At 67.1% G+C, this 20552-nt stretch carries 18 protein-coding genes; 13 read left to right on the forward strand and 5 right to left on the reverse strand.

Annotation, left to right across the window (positions count from 1 at the left end):
• The first annotated feature begins 16 nt into the window (after nucleotides 1-16).
• A complete protein-coding gene (locus tag AC1D09_RS21330; RefSeq protein ID WP_477701219.1) occupies nucleotides 17-2149 on the forward strand; it encodes an ATP-binding protein in 2133 nt (710 codons plus the stop codon).
• Nucleotides 2150-2165: 16 nt separating this feature from the next.
• Here the strand turns inward: AC1D09_RS21330 and AC1D09_RS21335 are convergent, their stop codons facing one another.
• Nucleotides 2166-3098: a LysR family transcriptional regulator gene (locus AC1D09_RS21335; RefSeq protein WP_477664341.1), complete on the reverse strand. Its 933-nt coding sequence runs from the start codon at nucleotides 3096-3098 to the stop codon at nucleotides 2166-2168.
• A gap of 145 nt (nucleotides 3099-3243) precedes the next feature.
• On the opposite strand from AC1D09_RS21335, the gene AC1D09_RS21340 reads away from it, so the two are divergent.
• Genes AC1D09_RS21340 through AC1D09_RS21350 form a run of 3 tightly spaced genes read left to right on the forward strand, consistent with a single transcriptional unit; the run spans nucleotide 3244 to nucleotide 6179 of the window.
• On the forward strand, nucleotides 3244-4449 hold the full coding sequence (locus AC1D09_RS21340) for a pyridoxal phosphate-dependent aminotransferase (protein ID WP_477664342.1): 1206 nt from the start codon (nucleotides 3244-3246) through the stop codon (nucleotides 4447-4449).
• A gap of 57 nt (nucleotides 4450-4506) precedes the next feature.
• Entirely contained in the window at nucleotides 4507-5484 is a 978-nt protein-coding gene (locus AC1D09_RS21345; RefSeq protein ID WP_477664343.1) for a Bug family tripartite tricarboxylate transporter substrate binding protein, read from the forward strand.
• Nucleotides 5485-5486: 2 nt separating this feature from the next.
• Entirely contained in the window at nucleotides 5487-6179 is a 693-nt protein-coding gene (locus AC1D09_RS21350) for an RraA family protein (RefSeq protein ID WP_477664344.1), read from the forward strand.
• Nucleotides 6180-6188: 9 nt separating this feature from the next.
• Here the strand turns inward: AC1D09_RS21350 and AC1D09_RS21355 are convergent, their stop codons facing one another.
• Nucleotides 6189-7196, reverse strand: coding sequence for a transporter (locus tag AC1D09_RS21355; protein WP_477664345.1), 1008 nt, complete (start codon nucleotides 7194-7196; stop codon nucleotides 6189-6191).
• Between the two features lie 203 nt (nucleotides 7197-7399).
• Between AC1D09_RS21355 and AC1D09_RS21360 the strand changes: the two genes are divergently transcribed.
• From AC1D09_RS21360 to AC1D09_RS21385, 6 genes are read left to right on the forward strand one after another with little or no spacing between them, the layout of a single operon-like run.
• Complete coding sequence (locus tag AC1D09_RS21360; protein ID WP_477664346.1) at nucleotides 7400-8404, forward strand: LacI family DNA-binding transcriptional regulator; 1005 nt, start codon at nucleotides 7400-7402, stop codon at nucleotides 8402-8404.
• Nucleotides 8405-8440: 36 nt separating this feature from the next.
• A complete protein-coding gene (locus AC1D09_RS21365) occupies nucleotides 8441-9454 on the forward strand; it encodes an ABC transporter substrate-binding protein (RefSeq protein ID WP_477664347.1) in 1014 nt (337 codons plus the stop codon).
• Between the two features lie 38 nt (nucleotides 9455-9492).
• Nucleotides 9493-10314: an ABC transporter permease gene (locus AC1D09_RS21370; RefSeq protein WP_477664348.1), complete on the forward strand. Its 822-nt coding sequence runs from the start codon at nucleotides 9493-9495 to the stop codon at nucleotides 10312-10314.
• Nucleotides 10315-10318: 4 nt separating this feature from the next.
• Entirely contained in the window at nucleotides 10319-11116 is a 798-nt protein-coding gene (locus tag AC1D09_RS21375) for an ABC transporter permease (protein WP_477664349.1), read from the forward strand.
• Nucleotides 11106-12170 carry an ABC transporter ATP-binding protein gene (locus tag AC1D09_RS21380; RefSeq protein ID WP_477701220.1) on the forward strand — a complete coding sequence of 355 codons (1065 nt, stop codon included), beginning with the start codon at nucleotides 11106-11108 and terminating at the stop codon, nucleotides 12168-12170. Before AC1D09_RS21375 ends, AC1D09_RS21380 begins: the two co-directional genes overlap by 11 nt.
• A gap of 11 nt (nucleotides 12171-12181) precedes the next feature.
• Nucleotides 12182-13006 (forward strand): phosphodiesterase, encoded by an 825-nt coding sequence (locus AC1D09_RS21385; protein WP_477664351.1) that lies wholly within the window; start codon nucleotides 12182-12184, stop codon nucleotides 13004-13006.
• A 14-nt stretch (nucleotides 13007-13020) separates the two neighbouring features.
• On the opposite strand, the gene AC1D09_RS21390 is transcribed toward AC1D09_RS21385, so the two are convergent.
• Nucleotides 13021-13794 (reverse strand): hypothetical protein, encoded by a 774-nt coding sequence (locus AC1D09_RS21390; protein ID WP_477664352.1) that lies wholly within the window; start codon nucleotides 13792-13794, stop codon nucleotides 13021-13023.
• Entirely contained in the window at nucleotides 13791-15041 is a 1251-nt protein-coding gene (locus AC1D09_RS21395) for a hypothetical protein (protein ID WP_477664353.1), read from the reverse strand. Before AC1D09_RS21395 ends, AC1D09_RS21390 begins: the two co-directional genes overlap by 4 nt.
• A gap of 416 nt (nucleotides 15042-15457) precedes the next feature.
• Here AC1D09_RS21395 and paoA point away from each other — a divergent pair, with 416 nt between their 5' ends.
• The 3 genes from paoA to paoC are packed head-to-tail and all read left to right on the forward strand — an operon-like array spanning nucleotide 15458 to nucleotide 19217.
• Nucleotides 15458-16048, forward strand: coding sequence for an aldehyde dehydrogenase iron-sulfur subunit PaoA (gene paoA / locus AC1D09_RS21400; protein ID WP_477664369.1), 591 nt, complete (start codon nucleotides 15458-15460; stop codon nucleotides 16046-16048).
• Nucleotides 16045-17001 carry an FAD binding domain-containing protein gene (locus AC1D09_RS21405; protein ID WP_477664354.1) on the forward strand — a complete coding sequence of 319 codons (957 nt, stop codon included), beginning with the start codon at nucleotides 16045-16047 and terminating at the stop codon, nucleotides 16999-17001. Before paoA ends, AC1D09_RS21405 begins: the two co-directional genes overlap by 4 nt.
• Nucleotides 16998-19217, forward strand: a complete 2220-nt coding sequence (gene paoC / locus AC1D09_RS21410; protein WP_477664355.1) for an aldehyde oxidoreductase molybdenum-binding subunit PaoC — start codon at nucleotides 16998-17000, stop codon at nucleotides 19215-19217. Before AC1D09_RS21405 ends, paoC begins: the two co-directional genes overlap by 4 nt.
• A 629-nt stretch (nucleotides 19218-19846) precedes the next feature.
• On the opposite strand, the gene AC1D09_RS21415 is transcribed toward paoC, so the two are convergent.
• Nucleotides 19847-20551: a hypothetical protein gene (locus AC1D09_RS21415; protein WP_477664356.1), complete on the reverse strand. Its 705-nt coding sequence runs from the start codon at nucleotides 20549-20551 to the stop codon at nucleotides 19847-19849.
• Between the last annotated feature and the right edge of the window lies 1 nt (nucleotide 20552).

Here is a 20552-nt window from a genome sequence, read left to right on the forward strand (position 1 = left end):
ATGGCAGCATCAGGGCATGAACGCAAGCAATGTCTCCCGCCGCTGGTCCGGCCCGCCGCTGGCACTTCAAATCACCGGCCTGCTGCTCGCGGGCCTGGTCGTCGCGCAACTGGTCACCCTGGCATTGACCATGCTGCTGCCGCCCGAACCGCGGCGGCAATATGAAATGGGCGACATCGCGCGCGTGCTGTCGGGCTCGGCCCTGGAGATACGCGGCGCCAGGCCCTTGCAGCGCCTGCTGCAGAGTGAACCGCCGCAGCCCACGGGGCCCGGCTGGCTGACGTCGGAGCGCTCGCGCCACGAGCTGGCCCAGCTGCTGGGCCGGCCCGAGGCCGAGGTGCGGCTTTACTTTTTCACGCCGCTGCCCTTTGCCGGCACCGCAAGCGCCATGCCGCGCGAGGAAAAAACCGGTGCGGCGCCTCTGCCGGCCTATCCAACCTATCCGGCCTACCCGGGGAGCCGCCATGCGCTGGCAAATGCCCACAGCTTGGCGCCGGGTTTGATGCGCGCCGAATTCCTGCGCGTCCAGGCCGGCAGGCCGGGCGGGCCCGCGGGCGGGGCCGGCCCAGGCGGGCCGGGCGGCATGCCCGGCGGTGGTTTCGGCTGGCCGGGCGGGCCGGCGGGCACCCCCGGCCAGGGCACGATCACGCCGCCCTCATCGGGCAATGATCCGATGTCGCGAACGCCGTCGGCGCCTGGCGCGCCCGGCGCGGGCACGACGACCACACCACCCGGTGCAGGCCCGGCTGAATCGCCCGCGCAAGGCCAGGCGGGCCCGGCACCAGGCGCAACTGCGCCTGGTGCGCCTGGGGCGCCAGCGCAGGGCGGTGCTCCCGCGCCGGCCACATCGCCTGCATCACCCACACCACCCACAGCCGGCGCGCCCCCGGCGACCGGTGGGCCCGGCGCTGCCGCGAGTCCCGCCGGCCAGCGTGGCCCGCAGGCTTCCCTTCCTCCAATGCAGCCGCCTGCGCCCCTGCCCACACCGGCGGCACGCACAGGCCCTGTGCTGGCCGCGCCCTCGCAGCCCTCCACGGCACGCCCTGCCGAGCCGGTGGCTGAGCCTCCTGTTGCAAGCTCGCCGGCCCCGGCCGGCAGCACAGGCGCAGCACGCCTGTCCACGCCGGCCGCGGCCCAGGGCGGTGCCTCGGTTGAGGCCGGCCCCGTGCGCGGATTGTTCGGCCTGGCGCCCGCGCCTTTTGTCGAAGGCGACTTCATGGCCGCGATGCAGACCGTCGACGGCTGGGCCGTGGTGCAGCCGGTACCCGAGCCTTTCCCGAATGCCTGGCAGCGCCGTGTGCTTTTGTGGTTCCTGGTGGCGGCCGCGGTGGTGGCACCCGCGGGCTGGTGGTTCTCGCGCCGCCTGGTGCGGCCCATCTCGGGTTTTGCCAGCGCCGCCGAACGGCTGGGCCGCGACCCTTCGGCGCCTGTGCTGGCGCTCAGCGGCCCGGCCGAAGTCGGCCGCGCGGCGCATGCTTTTAACCGCATGCAAAGCCGGCTGCGCAGCTTTGTGGCCGACCGCACGGCCATGATTGGCGCGATCAGCCACGACCTGCGCACCCCGCTCACGCGCATGCGCTTTCGCATTGAGGAAGTACCTGATGATGTGCGCGCAGGCATGGAGGCCGACCTCGATGAAATGGAGCAGATGATCAGTTCGGTGCTGGCCTTTATCCGCGACGCGTCCGAGCCCGGTGTGCGCGAAAAGCTCGAGCTCTCCAGCCTGGTCGAGGACGTGGTCGAGGACGCCGCCTTTGTCGGCAAAAAAGCCGTGCTGCAACACAGCGAGCAGGCCGCGGTGGAAATCGACGCCATAGGCATACGCCGGCTGCTGGCCAACCTGGTGGAGAACGCCGTCAAGTACGGCGAGCAGGCCGAGGTGCGGCTGTTCACCGAGCGGCAGGACGCCGTGGTCGAGATCAGCGACCACGGCCCCGGCCTGACCGATGCGGAACTCGAACGTGTGTTCGAGCCCTTTTACCGCACGCCCGAGGCGCGCGCCTCCAGCAAGACCGGCAGCGGCCTGGGCCTGGCCGTGTGCCGCTCCATCGCGCGGGCCCACGGCGGCGATGTGCAGTTAAGGCGCGCGCCGCAGGGCCTGGTCGCGCAGGTGCGGCTGCCGCTGGCTTTTGATGTGTCGCGGGCCTGAGCCTGGCGCGTTTCCTTCAGCGCTTCGCGGGAGCCGCGCCCTTGTCATGAAGGCCGGAGCGCCGCGAAAAATCGCAGCTCGCGATAGCCAGCTGGACCACCATGTCCATGGCGGGGCTGAAGTTGTCGCGGTGGTAGACCGCGCTGTAGACCATGGGCGGCGGCATGGGGTCGCTGCGCACGATGCGCAGCAAACCCTTGTCGATGTCCGGCTGCATGTACTCCAGGGCCATCTGGCTGATGCCGAAGCCGCTGATGGTGAGCTCCCTGAGCACGGTGGTGCTGTTGGTGGCGAACACCTTGTTGAATTTAAAACCGTGCTGCGCCAGCCAGGCCTCGTAAAACTTGTTTTTTGCCGCGCCGGTTGACTGCTCCAGCACCGGGTAGAGCGCGAACTCCTCGGGCTTGAGGGCGCGCCTGGGCATCTTGAGGCTGGGGCTGGCCATCCAGAGGTCTTCCACCTGGGCGACCTTGACCGTGGTGTACTGCTTGCCCCAGTAGACGCCGGGCATGATGGCCAGGTCTATCCTGTGCGACTCCAGGCTCTGGAACAAATGCAGGCCCGCATCGACCACGGGCTCCAGCATGAGCTTGGGGTGCAACTCCTGCAGGCGCTTGATAAACCCCGTGAGCCAGGTCAGCGCGATCAGCTCGGTCACGCCTATGCGGAAAGTGCCTTCCAGCGTCTGGTCCACGCTGACCTCGGTTTCTATGCGCAGCCTCAGCCTCAGGGTCTCCTCGGCCAGCGGCAGCAAACGGCGGCCCACCGGCGTGAGTTCCAGCCCCTTGGACTTGCGGTGCAGCACCGGCGCGCCCAGCACGTCCTCCAATTCCGCCAGGCGTTTGGAGATCGCCGACTGCGTGGTGTGAAGCTTCACGGCCGCGGCGCTAAAGCTCTGCAGCTTCGCGCTGAAGAAAAAGGCCTCCAGCTGTTTAAAGGTCAGGTTCATTCCCTGCCACTGTAGCGCACCGTCCGGCCGCAGGAAAAAAAGGAATACCTTCTTGCGCCGAATACTCGTTTGTCGATTTGCCGGCCCTGCCGGAAACTCGGTCGCAACGCCACAGGCACGAACTTCCTTTCCTTTTCTTTTTCCCATGATCCAACTCGCCAGCCGTCTCAACCGCATCAAACCCTCGCCCAGCTCCATGGCGGGCCAGCGCGCCCGCGAGCTGCGCGCCCAGGGGCGCGACATCGTCGGCCTCACGGCGGGCGAGCCGGACTTTGAAACGCCGCAGCATATCAAGGAGGCCGCAACACGCGCCATGGCCGCGGGTAAGACACGCTACACCGACGTGGGCGGCACGCCCGAGCTGCGGGAAGCCGTGTCGCGCAAGTTCAAGCTTGAAAACGGCCTGGACTACGGCGTGAACGAAATCATTGTGGGCACCGGCGCCAAGCAGGTGATCTTCAACGCGCTGATGTGCACGCTGGAGGCTGGCGACGAGGTCATCGTGCCCGCGCCTTACTGGGTGTCCTACCCGGACATCGCGCTGCTGGCCGACGGCGTGCCGGTGTTTGTGGACTGCCCCGAGGCCAAGGGCTTCAAGCTGCAGCCCGAAGGCCTGGAGCGCGCCATCACGCCCAGGACGCGCTGGCTGGTCCTTAACTCGCCCAACAACCCCAGCGGCGCGGCCTATACCCGGGATGAACTCGTGGCGCTGGCGCAGGTGCTGAAGCGGCACCCGCATGTCTGGGTCATGACCGACGACATTTATGAACACCTGCTGTACGACGGCCGCGCGTTCGCCACGCTGGCGCAGGCCGCGCCTGAATTGAAAGACCGCACGCTGACCATCAACGGTGTCTCCAAGGCCTATGCGATGACGGGCTGGCGCATCGGCTACGGGGCCGGGCCGGCCGCGCTGATCAAGGCCATGGTCAAGCTGCAGTCGCAAAGCACCTCGGGCGCCAGCTCCATAGGCCAGGCCGCGGCGGTGGCCGCGCTCACGGGCCCGCAGGACTTTATCGCCCAGAACCGGGATGTGTTCCAGAAGCGCCGCGACACCGTGGTGGCCGCGCTCAACGAAGTGGACGGCCTGCGCTGCCATGCACCCGAAGGCGCGTTTTATGTGTTTGCCTCCTGCGAGGGGCTGTTCGGCCTGCGCGGGCCGGGCGGCGCCATCATCGAATCCAGCGACGACTGGATCATGCATTTGCTGGACGCGCAAAACCTGGCCGCCCTGCAGGGCAGCGCCTACGGTGTGCCCACGCACTTCCGGCTCTCGTTTGCCGCCAGCACCGAACAGCTGCTCGAGGGCTGCCGCCGCATCGCGCAAGCCCGCGAGCAGCTGGGCCGCTGAGCGGTGCTCCGTTTGCCCCTTTCGACTTTCCCCGCCACCTCCCTGAATGGACGCTTTATGACCCTACGCACACTCCTGAAGATGATGCCGCTGCTGGCCGCCATCACCTCGCTGGGCAGCACCGCCCTGGCCGCTGACGTTTTTCCGAGCAAGCCGGTCCGCATCCTGGTTGGTTTTTCACCGGGCGGCTCCAATGACATCGTGGCCCGCTTGATCGCGCCCAAGCTGTCGGAAGCGCTGGGCCAGCAGGTCGTCATCGACAACAAGCCCGGCGCGGGCGGCAATATCGCCGCGTCCGCGATGCTGGGCGCGGCGGCCGACGGCCACACACTGATGATGTGCACCACCGGCACCTTGTCCATACAGCCGCATCTGCTCAAGGCGCCCTTCAACCCCGAGACCGACATCCTTCCCGTCACCCAGATCGCCAACGCGCCTTATCTGCTGCTGGTGAATGCCGCGCTGCCGGTCAAGGACGTGAAGGAGCTGGTGGCCTACGCCAAGGCCAAGCCGGGCGTCATCAACTTCGCGTCCTCGGGCAACGGCACGGGCGGCCACCTGGCCGGCGAGATGCTGAAATCGCGCGCCGGCATAGACATCGTCCATGTCGCCTATAAGGGCACGGGCCAGGCCATGACCGATTTGCTGGCCGGCCAGGTGTCCATGATCTTCGACCAGCCGGTGAGCTCCATGTCTTATGCCCAGTCCGGCAAGCTGCGCATCCTGGCCGTGGCCAGCCCGCGCCGCCTGCCGGCGCTGCCCGAAGTGCCCACCGTGGCCGAGGCCGGCATTCCCGCCTTCGACCCCGTGACCTGGACCGGGCTGTGCGCCGCCAAGGGCACGCCCACCGCCGCGATCGAGCGCGTGCAGCGCGAGGTGGCCAAGGTGCTGGCCATGCCCGAGATTTCCAAACGCCTGGTCCAGGACGGCCTGGAACCGGTGGGCAGCACGCCGCAGAAGTTCCGCGAATTCCTGGTCGCCGACAAGCGCAAGTGGGGCAGCGTGATCAAAGAAGCCAACATCAAGGTGGAATGAACATGAGCGCCACCCCTGTGCCCGACATCATCCGCAGCTTCGAGCGCTTGCCCGCTGAAACCGTCGCCAGCGCGGCGCGTTTCCAGCCCGCCATCCTGGCTGACGTGGCCGGCCGGCGCGGTGCCCTGCACGGCCGCATCACGGCGCTGGACGCATCCATGAAATGCGCCGGCACGGCCGTCACTGTCGAGGTGCGGCCCGGCGACAACCTGATGATCCATGCCGCGATGGCGCTGGCAAAACCCGGCGACGTGCTGGTGGTGGACGCCAAGGGCGACCAGACCAGCGCCCTGATGGGCGAGATCATGATCAGCGCCTGCCGCAAGCTGGGGCTGGCCGGCGTGGTCATTGACGGCGCGGTGCGCGACAGCCTGGAGCTGCGCGAGATGGGTTTCCCGGTGTTCTCGGTGGGGACCAACCCGAACGGCCCGACCAAAAACATCGCGGGCCGCATCAACCATCCCATCAGCGCGGGCGGCGTGACGGTGCGGCCCGGTGATTTTGTGACGGCCGACGCGGACGGCGTGGTGGTGGTGGAGCGCGAACGCATCGCGGCCTTGCTGCCGCTGGCCGAAAAGAAAGTCGCCGACGAGGCCAAACGCATTGCCGGCATCGCCCAGGGCCAGACCAGCGCGCCCTGGCTGGACGCCGCGCTGCGCAGCGCCGGCGTGCTGCGCGAGGGCGAAACCCTGTAAGTTGCGCGCTTACTGCTTCTGCCGGTAAACGTACAAGGCCGCAAAGGCGGTGAACACGCCGATGATGGCGACGATCACCATAAAGCCGTGCGGGTGCTGGGCCAGCGGCACGCCGCCCACATTCATGCCCAGCAGGCCGGCCACGATGTTGATGGGCAGGGCCAGCACCGTCACCATGGTCAAGGTGAAGACGCTGCGGTTGGTTTCCTCGCTGACCTGGGCGGCGATTTCTTCCTGCAGCAGCTTGATGCGCTCCTTGAGCTCCGACAGATCGCGTATGGTCAATGAGAACTCTTCGGTGGCCTGGCGCAGCTCCTCGAGGTCGCCCTCGCTGACCCAGGGCGGCGGCAGGCGCAGCAGGCGAAACAGGGCGCCGGGCTCCGGCGCCAGGAGGCGCTGCAGCCGCACCAGCACACGGCGCAGCTTGCCCAGGTCGGCGCGGCGGTTGTGCAACCGGCCCACCAGGAATTTGTCTTCCACCACGTCGACCTGCACCGTCGCGTCGCGCACGATGCGCACCAGCACGTCGCCCTGCTCGCGCAGCAAATGGTTGAGGAAGGACACCGAAGACGCCAGCGGCTTCTTGCCGTTTTTCACCGCGTCGCGCAGCCGGTCTATGGAGCGCAGCGGGTGCGAGCGCGCGCTCAGCGCCATGTGCGGCCCCACGTTGAGCCACAGGCTGGCCATCTCGGCCGGGTCGAAGGCGAATTCGTAAGCCACGTCGTTGACCACGGCGATCAGCGTGTCGTGGGCGTCCTCGATGCGCGTGGAGCGCGAGCCCTCGTGCAGCGCCTCAAAAAACTCCGGCACCGGGTTCAGGTGCTTGCGTATGCTGGCTTCGGCCACCGCGTCGCTGAGGTTGAAGTGCAGCCAGACAAAATCCGACTTGCCCTTGGGTGCGTCGCTCTTGAGCCAGGCCGCCGCCTCCATCAGGTCCACAGGCACGCCGGGCGCGCCGTTTTCAAAGCGGTAACCGCAGAGCAGGCCGGTCTTGTCGGCGCCGTAAGTGATGTCCATTCAGGGAGGGGCGTGAAGCCGGCAGTAGGGCAGGGGAGCTTGGGGCTCAGATTCTGAAAGAGGTCCCACAGTGTGTAGCCCCTTCATGACGGTTCGGTGACAGCCAGGCCAAGCCAGGGCGCGAGTCCGGGCCCATCCACCCCTATGTCATGAAGAGGTCATTTTTGGCGGCTCCAATGTAAACGATTACATGAGGAGCGCGAGTGAGCATTCAGGCGGTGGCGGAACAGGCGGGTGTATCGGTGGCAACGGTGTCGCGGGTCTTCAATGCGCCCGGCAAGGTCAGCCCCGAAACCCGTGCGCTGGTCGAAAAAGCCGCGCGCGAACGCGGCTACCTGCCCAATGCCAGCGCGCGCTCCCTGCGCACCCAGCGCAGCCGCGTGCTCGGTGTGGTGCTGCCCACTTTGCTGAACCCCGTGTTCGCTGAATGCCTGGAAGGCATCGCGCGCGCGGCCACGCGCGCCGGCTACGCCATCCTGCCGCTGACCACCAACTACCGGCTGGAAGAAGAGGAGCAGGCCGTCAACCTGCTGCTGGCCGGCCGCGCCGACGCCATGATCCTGGTGGTCTCCAGCCCGGAAACTTCCGTGGCCCTGCAGCGGCTTGGCGCCGCGCAACTGCCTTATGTGCTGGCCTACAACCGCCACCCCGGCCATCCCTGCGTGTCGGTGGACAGCGAGCAGGCGGTCGCGGCGCTGGTGGCGCGGCTTGTTGCCTTGGGCCACACGCGCATCGCCATGGTCAGCGGCCAGCTCAGCGCCTCCGACCGTGCCCAGCAGCGCCGCCGCGGCTTTCTGCAAGGCATGGCGGCGGCCGGCCTGGCCAACCCGCGGGTGCTGGAAGTGCCTTTTGTGGAAACCGCCGTCAGCGACATCACGGCCCTGCTGGTGCGCGAGCCGCTGCCCAGCGCGCTGGTCTGCTCCAACGATCTGCTGGCGATACGCAGCCTGCGCGCGGCGCACCTGGCCGGGCTCTCGGTGCCGCGCGACCTGAGCGTGGTGGGCTTTGACGGCATCGCGCTCGGTGAAGACTTGCGGCCCATGCTGAGCACCATCACCCAGCCCAATGCCGACATAGGCCGCTGCAGCGTCGAGCTGCTGGTGCAGGCGCTGGCCGGCGGTGCCGCCCTGACACCCGATAGCAGCCTGTCGCTGGCCCACGGTTTTCGCGAAGGCGAATCCTGCGCCGCGCCCTCAGTCAACCCCTAGTCCCCTCACTTTCACTTCATCCACAACGGAGTTCTTATGAAAACATCTTTGCAACGACTCGCCCACGCCGCCGTGCTGGCGCTGGGCCTGGCCGCCGGCGCCAACGCGCTGGCCCAGACCGCCATCTGCTACAACTGCCCGCCCGAATGGGCCGACTGGGGCACGCAGCTCAAAGCCATCAAGGCCAAGACCGGCGTCACCGTGCCGCCCGACAACAAGAACTCCGGCCAGTCGCTCGCGCAGATGATGGCCGAAAAAGCCAACCCCGTGGCCGACGTGACCTACCTGGGCGTGACCTTCGCCATCCAGGCGCAAAAAGACGGCGTGGTCGGCACTTACAAGCCCGCCGCCTGGAGCGAGATTCCCGATGGCCTCAAGGACCCGCAAGGCCACTGGTTCACCATCCACTCCGGCACCCTGGGTTTTATGGTCAACGTCGATGCGCTCAAGGGCAAGCCGGTGCCGCGTTCCTGGGCCGACCTGCTCAAGCCCGAGTACAAAGGCCTGGTCGGCTACCTCGACCCGGCCTCGGCCTTTGTCGGTTATGTAGGCGCGGTCGCCGTCAACCAGGCGCGCGGCGGCACACTGGACAACTTCACGCCCGGCATCGAGTACTTCAAGGCGCTGCAGAAGAACGAACCCATAGTCCCCAAGCAGACCTCCTATGCGCGCATGCTGTCCGGTGAGATCGCCATCCTGCTGGACTACGACTTCAACGCCTACCGCGCCAAGTACAAGGACAAGGCCAACGTCGAGTTCGTGATCCCGGCCGAAGGCACCATCGTCGTCCCCTACGTCATGAGCCTGGTGGCCAAGGCGCCCAATGCCGACAACGGCAAGAAGGTGCTGGACTTTGTGCTGTCCGACGAAGGCCAGGCCATCTGGGCCAATGCCTATCTGCGCCCGGTGCGCGCCAGCGCGATTTCGAAAGAAGCGCAGTCGCGTTTCCTGCCGGCCAGCGAATACGCACGCGCCAAAAGCGTGGACTACGCCCGCATGGCCGCCGTGCAAAAAGGCTTTTCCGACCGCTACCTGAAAGAAGCCCAGTAAAAGAAGCCCAGTAAACCAGCCTGGTAGTGAGAGTACCCATGAGTTCTTCCACCTTCGCGCCCCCGCGCCTGCTGCTGGCCTGCGCGGCGCCGGCCGTCGCTTTCTTCGCGGCCTTCTGGCTTTTGCCTGCGGTGCAGCTGCTGGCCTTGCCCGGCAAGCTGGGGTGGGGAACGTATTTTGTGGTGCTGACAAACACCCGCTACCTGCAAAGCCTGTTGCAAACCCTGGGCCTGTCGCTGGCGGTGACGCTGGCCACACTGGTGCTGGGCGGGCTGGCGGGCATCACGCTGGCGCGCGCGCGTTTCGCGGGGCGCAAGCTGCTGCTCTCGCTGCTGGCCTTGCCGCTGTCTTTTCCGGGCGTCATCATCGGTTTCTTCATCATCCTGCTGGGCGGGCGCCAGGGCCTGGTGGCCGACCTTGCCGATGCGCTGGGCCTGGGCCGCGTCACCTTTGCCTACGGCCTGGCCGGGCTGTTTTTCGGCTACCTGTATTTTTCGCTGCCGCGCGCCATCGTGAGCTACACCGCCGCGGCCGCCGCCATGGACTTCCCGCTCGAAGAAGCCGCTCGCTCGCTGGGCGCCTCGCGCTGGCGTGTGGTGCGCGACGTCTGGCTGCCCGAGCTTGCGCCCACCACCCTGGCCTGCGGCGCGATTGTGTTCGCCACCGCCATGGGCGCTTTCGGCACGGCCTTCACCTTGGCCAGCAAGTTCGAGGTGCTGCCCATCACGATTTACAACGAGTTCACCAACTACGCCAACTTCGCGCTGGCCGCCAGCCTGTCCATCACGCTGGGCCTGATCACCTGGCTGGTGCTGTTTCTTTCGCGCCGCGCCGCCGGCCCGGCCGCGGCGGGGGCCTGACGCCATGAAAACCCCTCGCCAGGTTTCCCTGCCGCTTGTGCTGCTGACGGCGCTGGTCTCCGTGTTCATGCTCGCGCCCATCGCGCTCTCGGTGCTGGCCGGGCTGGTCAACAACTACAGCACCGGCCTTAAAAGCGGCCTCACGCTGCGCTGGCTGGGCGAAGTGTGGGAGCTTTATGGCGGCACCGTCGCCGCCTCGCTGCTGCTGGCCCTGCTGTGCGTGCTGGGCAATTTGTTGATAGGCATTCCCTGCGCCTATGCGCTGGCGCGCAGCCGATCCCGCATCGCCCGGGTGTTTGAAGAGCTGCTGACGCTGCCGGTGGCCGTGCCCGGCCTGGCCACCGCGCTGGCGCTGATCCTGGCCTATGGGCAGATCAGCGGCTTCCGGCAAAGTTATGGCTTTGTCCTGGTGGGCCACATGGTGTTCACCTTGCCTTTTATGGTGCGCACCGTGTCCTCGGCCTTCCAGCGGCCCGAGCTGTATTCGCTCGAAGAGGCCGCGCGCACGCTGGGCGCCGGCTTCGCGCAGCGCTTTATGGGCGTGCTGCTGCCCGCCGTGCTGCCCGCCATCGTGGCCGGCTGCCTGATGGTCTTCACGCTCTCGGTCGGCGAGTTCAACCTCACCTGGATGCTGCACACGCCGCTCACGCGCACCCTGCCCGTGGGCCTGGCCGACAGCTATGCCTCCATGCGGCTGGAAATCGGCTCGGCCTACACCCTTGTCTTTCTTCTTGTCATCCTCCCCGTGCTGTGGGGCCTGCAGGCCGCCGGTACCTTGATTGAAAAACACCATGGACGCTGAACGCACACGCGTGGACATCAGCCACTGCGCCAAAACCTATGCCGACGGCACGCGCGGCCTGCAGCCCACCTCGCTCTCGGTGGAACCCGGCGAGGTGCTGGCCCTGCTGGGCCCTTCGGGCTGCGGCAAGACCACGCTGCTGCGCCTTATCGCCGGGCTGGAAGTGCCCGACGCCGGCAGCCGCATCACATTTGGCGACACCGAGGTCACCCACCTGCCGGTGGAGCGGCGCGGCATAGGCATGGTGTTCCAGCACTATGCGCTGTTCCCGCAGATGACGGTGGCCGCCAACATCGCCTACGGCCTGCGCGTGCGCGGCGTGGACGAGGCCGAAAAGCGCCGCGTGGTCGGCGAACTGATAGACCTGGTGCGCCTGAACGGCCTCGAGAAAAAACGCCCGGCCGAACTCTCGGGCGGCCAGCGCCAGCGTGTGGCCCTGGCCCGCGCCGTGGCCGTGCGCCCGCGCGTGCTGCTGCTTGACGAACCGCTGACCGCGCTCGACGCCAAGCTCAAGGAGTCGGTGCGCGACGAACTGGCCGAGCTGCTGCGCCGCCTGCACATCACCGCCATCCACGTCACCCACGACCAGCAGGAAGCGCTGGCGATTGCCGACAGGCTGGCCGTGATGCAGGCCGGCCGCATCGTGCAGGTCGGCCGCGGCGAGGCGCTGTACCGCACGCCCGAGCATCCATTTGTCGCGAGCTTCCTCGGCCGCGTCAATCGCCTGGAGCGCGACGAGGCCGCGCGCGCTGCCCACGTCGTCAGGCTGGGCGACATGGACATCGCCTGCCCGCCCGCCTGGCAGGCGCAAGAGAGCGTGCTGGTGCGGCCCGAGGACATCGAGGTCGGCGAGGTCACCGCCGGCTGGGGCGATGCCGTGGTGTCGCAGCGCGTCTTCCTGGGCGACCGCATACAGCTCAAGCTCTTGCTGCCCGGCCAGGCCAGCCTCAATGCCGAAGTCGGGCGCGACCACCCGGCCTGTATGGGCGACGCCGTCGGCATACGCATACAGCCGCAGCACCTCATGCCCGGCAGCGAACTGGCAATTGCATAACTCACATCCTTATGACCACTTCACTGCTGCAACTTTCGGACCTGCACATACGCGAACCGGGCCGCCTGGCTTATGGCCGCATCAACACCGCGCCCTACCTCGCGCAGGCCGTCGCTTCCATACTCGCGCTGCCGCAACAGCCCGACGCCGTCGTCATCACCGGCGACCTGACCGACTTCGGCCGCGCGGCCGAATACGCCCACCTGCGCGAGCTGCTCGCGCCCCTGGCCATGCCGGTCTACCTGATGCCCGGCAACCATGACGAGCGCGCGCAGCTGCGCTTGAGCTTCCCCGATCACGCCTACCTGGGAAGTGATGGCTTTGTGCAATACAGCGTTGCCATAGGCGGCCTGCAGCTGATCGCCCTGGACACCGTGGTGCCAGGCGCCAGCGAGGGCAGCCTGTGCGAATACAGGCTGGCCTGGCTGGCCCGCGAGCTCGAAAAGCATCGCGGCCGGCCCGTGGTGATTGCCATGCACCACCCGCCTTTCCAGACCCTGATAGGCCATATGGACGACATAGGCCTGCTCAGCGGCGCAGCCGAGCTCGAGGCACTGGTCAGCCGCTACCCGAATGTCGAGCGTATCCTCTGCGGCCATTTGCACCGCGCCATCCAGGTGCGCTTTGGCGGCACTCTCGCGGCCACCGTGCCTTCACCGGCCCACCAGGTGCGCCTGGATATCGCGCCCGACGCCGCCTCGGCCTGGATGCTGGAGCCGCCCGGCTTTGGCCTGCATGTGCTGCCGGATGGCGGGCGCCTGGTCAGCCACACGGTCGCAAGTGGGAGTTATGAAGGCCCGTTTCCTTTCCATGAAGGCTCGGTGTTGATCGACTGATCCATCCCCACGGCTCAGCGTGCGGTCACCGTGAAGGGTGTGGCCGTTCCCCGCTCGCACGCGATCCGGCTGCCGTCCCGGATTTCGAAGGGCGAACAAGCCCGGTTCCCGGCCGGGTCCTCCAGGTCGGGATGGGTCATCAAGGCGTAGCGGCCGGGTTTCCAGGGGTGTTTCGGCACAAACCGCCAGCTTGTTTCGGCGTCGGCCAATGTGGCGTCTCCCTCCACACGCCGTCCATCGGGACCGCGAACCGCGATCAGGGACACGGCGGTCGACGTGATCGCCGCATCCAGCCGCACGACCAGCGGCAGGCGGCTGCCGCCTGGGGCCGCGCCCAATTTCCAAGAGGCCGGCACCGGCGCCACCCTGTCGGCTTGCACCACCTGCCAGGTCTTGCGCAGCGGCGCTCCCGCCTCGGGGCTGTCCAGCACCAGGGTCAGCGATGAGCCGGCCTGCAGCGCACGCCCCAGCCGCAGGTTGGCGCCCACCCCGGACTTGAGCCGCCCGGGGTGCAGCAGCAGCGTCACGCCGGTGCCGTCCGCGCTGGGCAGCGGCAGGTCCAGAAAGGCATCCTCGATGGCATGCCCGTCCTGGTCCAGCAGCCGCACATGCTCCATCGCCAAAGGCGTGCGCAAGGGCGCGGCAAATCGCAGCTCGATGCGCAGCAGGTTTTCAGGCACGGTCGGCCCGGAAGGATAGATGACGGGCGACTGCGGGCCCGCGGCCATGGCCGAAACGCAGAAGGCCGCGCCCAGCCCCCACAGCATCCGCTGGGCCCCAAGCTTCACGGCGCGGCCCGTGCGGCCAGGTTGGGGTAGCCTTCCTCGCCGCGCAGCAACTGGTGCAGTTCGCGGAAAGGGTCTTTGGGCGAATAGCGGTAGTCTGCGAAATCGTATTCATTGATGAAATCGCTGATGCGCAGGAAAGCGCCCTTGCGCATGGACACCAGCTCCATGGCGCCCGAGGCTTCGTTGCGGCGCAGTGCGCCCAGGAAATCCTTGTCCTGCTCGCCGAGTTTGGCAATCCCGGAAATCGGCACCGGTATCGCCTTCACGCCGAGATAGGGCTCCGTCGGCCACTTGATGGGCGCCTTCAGGCCCGGCTGTGCCGATGCCGCCGCGATGTCCGAGACGGCCATGAAGTCCGCGGACTTGTGGGAGTTCGTCAGCAACACCATGGGGCCCTGGCCGGCGTCAAACGCCACCATGTCGACCGGCGCGCTGCCCCAGCCCAGCTCGGCCACGGTTTTCCCCACCACGTGGGCGCCGTCCTTGAGGTCCTTGAGCGCAATCGTCACCAGCGGCGTGCAGGTGTAGGCGGCGATCAGGCTGGGCTCGCCGTTCAGGGTCGCGATGACCATCTTGCGGATAGGCGCGCGGCTCTCCACCTGGTCGTGCACCGCGTGGTACATCTCTATGCTGGTCGCGCTCGCGGCGCCGCCCTTGAAGGGAAAGTCGTAAACCCTGAGCGTCGACGCGAAGCTCGCGTTCGACAGTCCCGCCACATAGAGCTTGCGGTCGTGAAAGACCATGTCGGTCACCGTATAGGTCGCGGCCGGCACGTCGTTCCAGAACACCTTGTCGGCCTCCGGGCGGTTGGCAATCGGCGCCGAGCTGCGCGCCGCGGCGGCCAGGTTCACGACGGCCACCTTGCCGGCGGCATCCACCGCCACCAGCGCGGGCAGGGGCAAGCCGCGCGCCCGGGTCACCGACAGCGCGATGTAGGCCAGCTCGGCCCCCGGCCGGAAGGCCATGTCCTCAAAGCGCAGCTTGTCGGGCTGCGTGTGCAGCGCCCTGGCGATCGGGCCCGACACGTCCTTGAGGTTGAATTGCCTGGCCACCGCGCCGGGCGCCGCGGCCAGGCTCAGGGCGTGGATCTCGCCCGCGCGCCAGTCCGAGACCAGCAGGGTATCGGCATCGGCGAAGGCCATGGGGCCGACGGAGCGCACCGGGCCGGCCGTCGCGTTCATGCCGGCGCCCGCCACGGTGAGTGCAGCCAGGGCCCGGCACAGGGCGGAAGTGAAGAAACGGCTCATGGCGCGCTCCTGAAGTTGTGGAGCGAGTCATCTTCACCCCGCACTCCTTGAATAGCAAGGCTTATCGAAGAGGCGGCAGGAAGCAGGCCTAGACCAGCAGCCGCGGCGCCATCTGCTGGATCAGCTGCAGGATGGCTTTTTGCGTCAGCGTCGCGGGCCGCTGCGAGCTCATGGCGCTCGCCGCCGCGCCCAGTTGTCTTCTTTTCATAGTGCGCATAGCTTCCCTTAGCTGTCAGGAATGCGCAATATGGTTTTAGGGATAGCTGATAGGGCTAAAAAGCATCGCTCATGTAAGCAGCTGTGTTTCCACCACTGATTGGGTGTGCTTTTTATGCATACACGGATGCTGGGGCTTTGGCTTGCTGCTTTAATCACCAAGGTGAGCCCCCCATGAACCGCTCCAAGCCTCTCACCGCATCCCGGCGGCCGCCGGTTCACTCCCCAAGAAAGCCATGGCAATGACTGAATCCCCTCCCAGCTCCGCCGGCTCCGTGCCGACGGCCCGCGTCACCTTCGAAGTGAACGGCCAGGCGCACACGCTGGACCTGGACACCCGCACCACGCTGCTCGACGCCCTGCGTGAACACCTGCACCTCACCGGTACCAAAAAAGGCTGCGACCACGGCCAGTGCGGCGCCTGCACCGTGCTGCTGGACGGCGAACGCATCAATGCCTGCCTCACGCTGGCCGTGATGCACGAGGGCGCCAAAGTCACCACCATAGAAGGCCTGGGCACACCGCACAGCCTGCACCCCCTGCAGGCCGCGTTTGTCAAACACGACGGCTACCAGTGCGGCTACTGCACGCCGGGGCAGATCTGCTCGGCCGTAGGCGCGCTCGACGAAATGCGCCGCGGCATTCCCAGCCATGTGAGCGCCGACCTCAACACCCGCCCCCTGTTGTCGCCCGATGAACTGCGCGAACGCATGAGCGGCAATCTCTGCCGCTGCGGTGCCTATTCCAACATCGTCGAGGCCATCACTGAAGTTGCAGGGAGGGCGGCATGAAACCCTTCACCTATGAACGCGCCGGCAGCCCGGCCGAGGCCGCGGCCGCCGTCATGCGCCACCCCGGCGCCAAATTCATCGCGGGCGGCACCAACCTGCTGGATCTCATGAAACTGCAGATCGAGGCGCCCACCCACCTGGTCGACGTCAACGGCCTGGCCCTCGACAAGGTGGAAGCCACGCCCGAAGGCGAGCTGCGCATAGGCGCGCTGGTGCGCAACACCGCACTGGCCGCCGACGAACGCGTGCGGCGCGACTACGGCGTGCTCGCGCGTGCCCTGTTGGCCGGCGCTTCGGCCCAGCTGCGCAACAAGGCCACCACCGCCGGCAACCTGCTGCAGCGCACGCGCTGCCCTTATTTTTATGACACCGACCAGCCCTGCAACAAGCGCCAGCCCGGCAGTGGCTGCAGCGCCCTGGGCGGCCACACGCGCCAGCATGCGGTGCTGGGCGCCAGCCAGGCCTGCATCGCCACCCACCCCAGCGACATGGCCGTGGCCCTGCGCGTGCTCGACGCCACGGTGGAAACCGTCAAGCCCGACGGCGCGAAACGTGTGATCCCGATTGCCGACTTCCACCGCCTGCCCGGCGACACGCCGCATGTGGAGACCGCGCTGCAGCCCGGCGAGCTGATCACCTCGGTCAGCCTGCCCAGGCCGGCGGGCGGCACGCACATCTACCGCAAGGTGCGCGACCGCGCGTCTTATGCCTTCGCGCTGGTCTCGGTCGCGGCCGTTGTGCAGCCTGACGGCTCGGGCCGTGTCGCCCTGGGCGGCGTGGCGCACAAGCCCTGGCGTGACGAGGCGGCCGATGCCGCCTTGCCGCAGGGCGCCAAAGCCGCGGCGGCGCACCTGCTCGCCGGCGCCCGCACCACCGAAGACAACGCCTTCAAACTGCCGCTGGTGGAGCGTACCCTCGCCGCCGTGCTGGCCCAGGCCAGGAGCGCCGCATGAAATTCGACACCCCCGCCACCACCAACCCGATTGACCAGCTCAAGGTCATCGGCAAAGCCACCGACCGCATAGACGGCCCGCTCAAGACGACCGGCGGCGCGCCCTATGCCTATGAGCGCCACGACGCCGTGCCGGATCCGGCCTACGGCTACATCGTCGGCGCCGGCATCGCCAAGGGCCGCATCGCCTCCATGGATTTGGACGCCGCGCGCGCCGCACCCGGTGTGCTGGCCGTCGTCACCGCGCGCAACGCCGGCAAGCTCGGCAAGGGCAAGTTCAACACCGCCAAACTGCTGGGCGGGCCCGAGATAGACCACTACCACCAGGCCCTCGCGCTGGTGGTGGCCACCACCTTTGAACAGGCGCGCGCCGCCGCGCAGCTGGTGCGCATAGCATACGAACGCACGCCGGGCAAGTTCGACCTCGCCGCGCAAAAAGAAACCGCGCCGCTGGCCAAGCCTTCCGACTTCGCCGGCCCGTCCGAGACCCAGGTCGGCGACTTCGCGGGCGCCTTTGCCGCCGCGCCCGTGCAGCTCGACGCCAGCTACAGTACACCCGACCAGTCGCACGCCATGATGGAGCCGCACGCCACCACCGCCGCCTGGCAGGGCGACAAGCTCACGCTCTGGACGGCCAACCAGATGATCGACTGGAGCGTGGGCGACATGGCCGCAACCCTGGGCATCCCCAAATCCCATGTGCGCCTGGTCTCGCCCTTTATCGGCGGCGGTTTCGGCGGCAAGCTCTGGGTGCGCGCCGATGCGCTGCTGGCCGCCCTGGGCGCGCGCGCGGCGGGGCGGCCCGTCAAGGTCGCGCTGCAGCGCCCGCTGATGATCAACAACACCACACACCGGCCGGCCACCCTGCAGCGCATACGCCTGGGCGCGGGCCGCGACGGCAAGATCACCGCCGTGGGCCATGAATGCTGGTCCGGCGACCTGCCCGAAGGCCAGCCCGAGACCTCGGCCAACCAGACCCGTTTGCTGTACGCCGGCGCCAACCGCTTCACCGCCACACGCCTGGCCGTGCTGGACCTGCCCGAAGGCAACGCCATGCGCGCGCCCGGCGAGGCGCCCGGCTTGATGGCCCTGGAAATCGCCATGGACGAAATGGCCGAAAAGCTCGGCCTGGACCCGATCGAGTTCCGCGTGCGCAACGACACCCAGGTCGACCCGGAGCAGGCCGGCCGGCCGTTTTCGCAGCGCCGGCTTGTTGAATGCCTGCGCCTGGGCGCCGGACAATTCGGCTGGAACCGGCGCCAGGCCCAGCCCGCGCAGGTGCGCGACGGCCGCTGGCTGGTCGGCATGGGCGTGGCCGCGGCCTTTCGCAACAACCTGCTCATGAAGTCAGCCGCGCGCGTGCGGCTCGACAAAAACGGCGTGGTCACGGTGGAAACCGACATGACCGACATAGGCACGGGCACTTACACCATCATCGCCCAGACAGCCGCCGAGGTCATGGGCCTGCCCCTCAACAAAGTGCAGGTGCGCCTGGGCGATTCGGACTTCCCCGTCTCCTGCGGCTCAGGCGGGCAGTGGGGCGCCAACAGCTCAACCGCCGGCGTGTACGCGGCCTGCATGAAGCTGCGCGAAACCATTGCCACCCGCGCCGGCTTCACGCCGCTCGAGGCCATTTTCGAAGACGGCATGGTCCGCGTGGCCGACCGCGCCGTGCCGCTTGCGCAAGTGGCCCAAGAGGCCGGCGACAAGGGCCTGGTCGCCGAAGACTTCATGGAATACGGCGACCTGGGCAATAAATACCAGCAATCAACTTTTGGCGCGCATTTTGTGGAAGTCGGCGTCGACGCCGCCACCGGCGAGATCCGCGTGCGCCGCATGCTCGCCGTCTGCGCCGCAGGCCGCATCCTCAATCCCAAGGCCGCGCGCAGCCAGGTCATAGGCGCCATGACCATGGGCGTGGGGGCAGCCCTCATGGAAGCACTCGCGGTCGACAAGCGCCACGGCTTTTTTGTGAACCACGACCTCGCAGGTTATGAGGTGCCGGTGCATGCCGACATTCCGCACCAGGATGTGATCTTTCTTGATGAAACCGATCCGGTTTCTTCGCCTATGAAGGCCAAAGGGGTTGGCGAGCTTGGGATTTGCGGGATTGCGGCCGCTGTTGCCAACGCGGTTTACAACGCGACAGGGGTGAGGGTGAGGGACTATCCCATCACGCTTGACAAGTTGTTGGAGCGGTTGCCAAGCGTGGTTTGAATTGTTGTTGCTCCGGCGGTGTGCTCGCCTCTGAGAGCTGCTGGCCGGGGTTGCCCGGCGGCAACTCACTTTTCTTTGCTTCGCCAAAGAAAAGTAAGCAAAAGAAAGGCGACCCTGGTGTCTGCGTCCCTCCGCTTCGCTACGGGCAACCTGCGGTGCTCGGTCCAGCCGGGGTCTGGCTAAACTCGCCTTCGGCTCAGACAACGCCAGCCCTGATCCGTCTGGCCCTGCGCTCCTCGGCGCATACACAAGGGGTGGGAGAAAAATACCAATACCTAAAACCACAAGGACACGCCATGGCGTGTCCTTGTTTGTATTGATTTTTTCTTTGGTATTTGTCTTCTGTCCCCGCTCCCGATTGCCCCGTCCTGGCTGGGCCGAGGAGCGCAGAGACAAGCGGATTAGGGCCGGCGTTGTCTAAGCGAAGCGAGTTTAGCCGGACCCCGCTTGGCTCGAGCACCGCAGGTTGCCCGCAGCGAAGCGTAGGGACCCAGACTGCGGGTCGCCTTTTCTTTGCCTACTTTTCTTTTGGCGAAGCAAAAGAAAGTAGGTCGCCCGCCGGGGCGAGACCCGGCTCCGAAACTCAAAACAAGCATCAACACTCAAACCCACAAAGCACCTTCGACCCCTCAGGCCGAATGATGAGGACTGAGCGGCTTCAAATCATGCTTCCCCAAAGAAAACGAAAGCGCATAGACGCCATGCGTCATGCCCGCAAGCGCACCCGCAGCCTCGAGCCGCTGCGGCGACAGCTCGTTCGCCAGGGCGAGTTGCAAGGCCTGCGTCTCATAAGACGACAGCAGGACAATCCAGTCGGCGACGGCATCCCCGCCGCGGATTTTTTGCTCTTGTGTCATGGCTGCCTGCGGCGTTCTGGTTTGCAGCAGGTGTGCCCCGACGATGCCTCTGCTTTCCGCCAGGTGGGCCAGCCGGTTTTCCAGCCAGGCCCGCAAAGGCCCTGCCTGGCCGTCCGCCGGTGACAGGCGGATCGTCAGCATCGCCTTGCCCAGTCCGGCGCCAAAACTGCCCAGGAGCTGGCACTGGCTGCGCACCATGTTCAGGTGGTGCGGCATCATCTTCGCCGACCATGGCGTCGGGTTGTTCAGGCTTTGCAGGTAACCGGCCGAGGTGAGGGTTTCATACGATGCCAGCTCATACATCACAAAAAACCCCGTTCCGCCGTCAACGTGGGTCCAGCGTGAGCCGCGCAGAAAGCCGTCAATGCCCATGCGTTCCGGAAAGTGTTCACGGGAGTGCCACTCCTGGAACTCCTCGCGTTGCGCGGGCAGGATGTCCCACCACATGGCGACCGCAGCATTGCCTAAAAGTGCCATC

It is taken from the genome of Polaromonas sp. P1_A2, assembly GCF_056406895.1.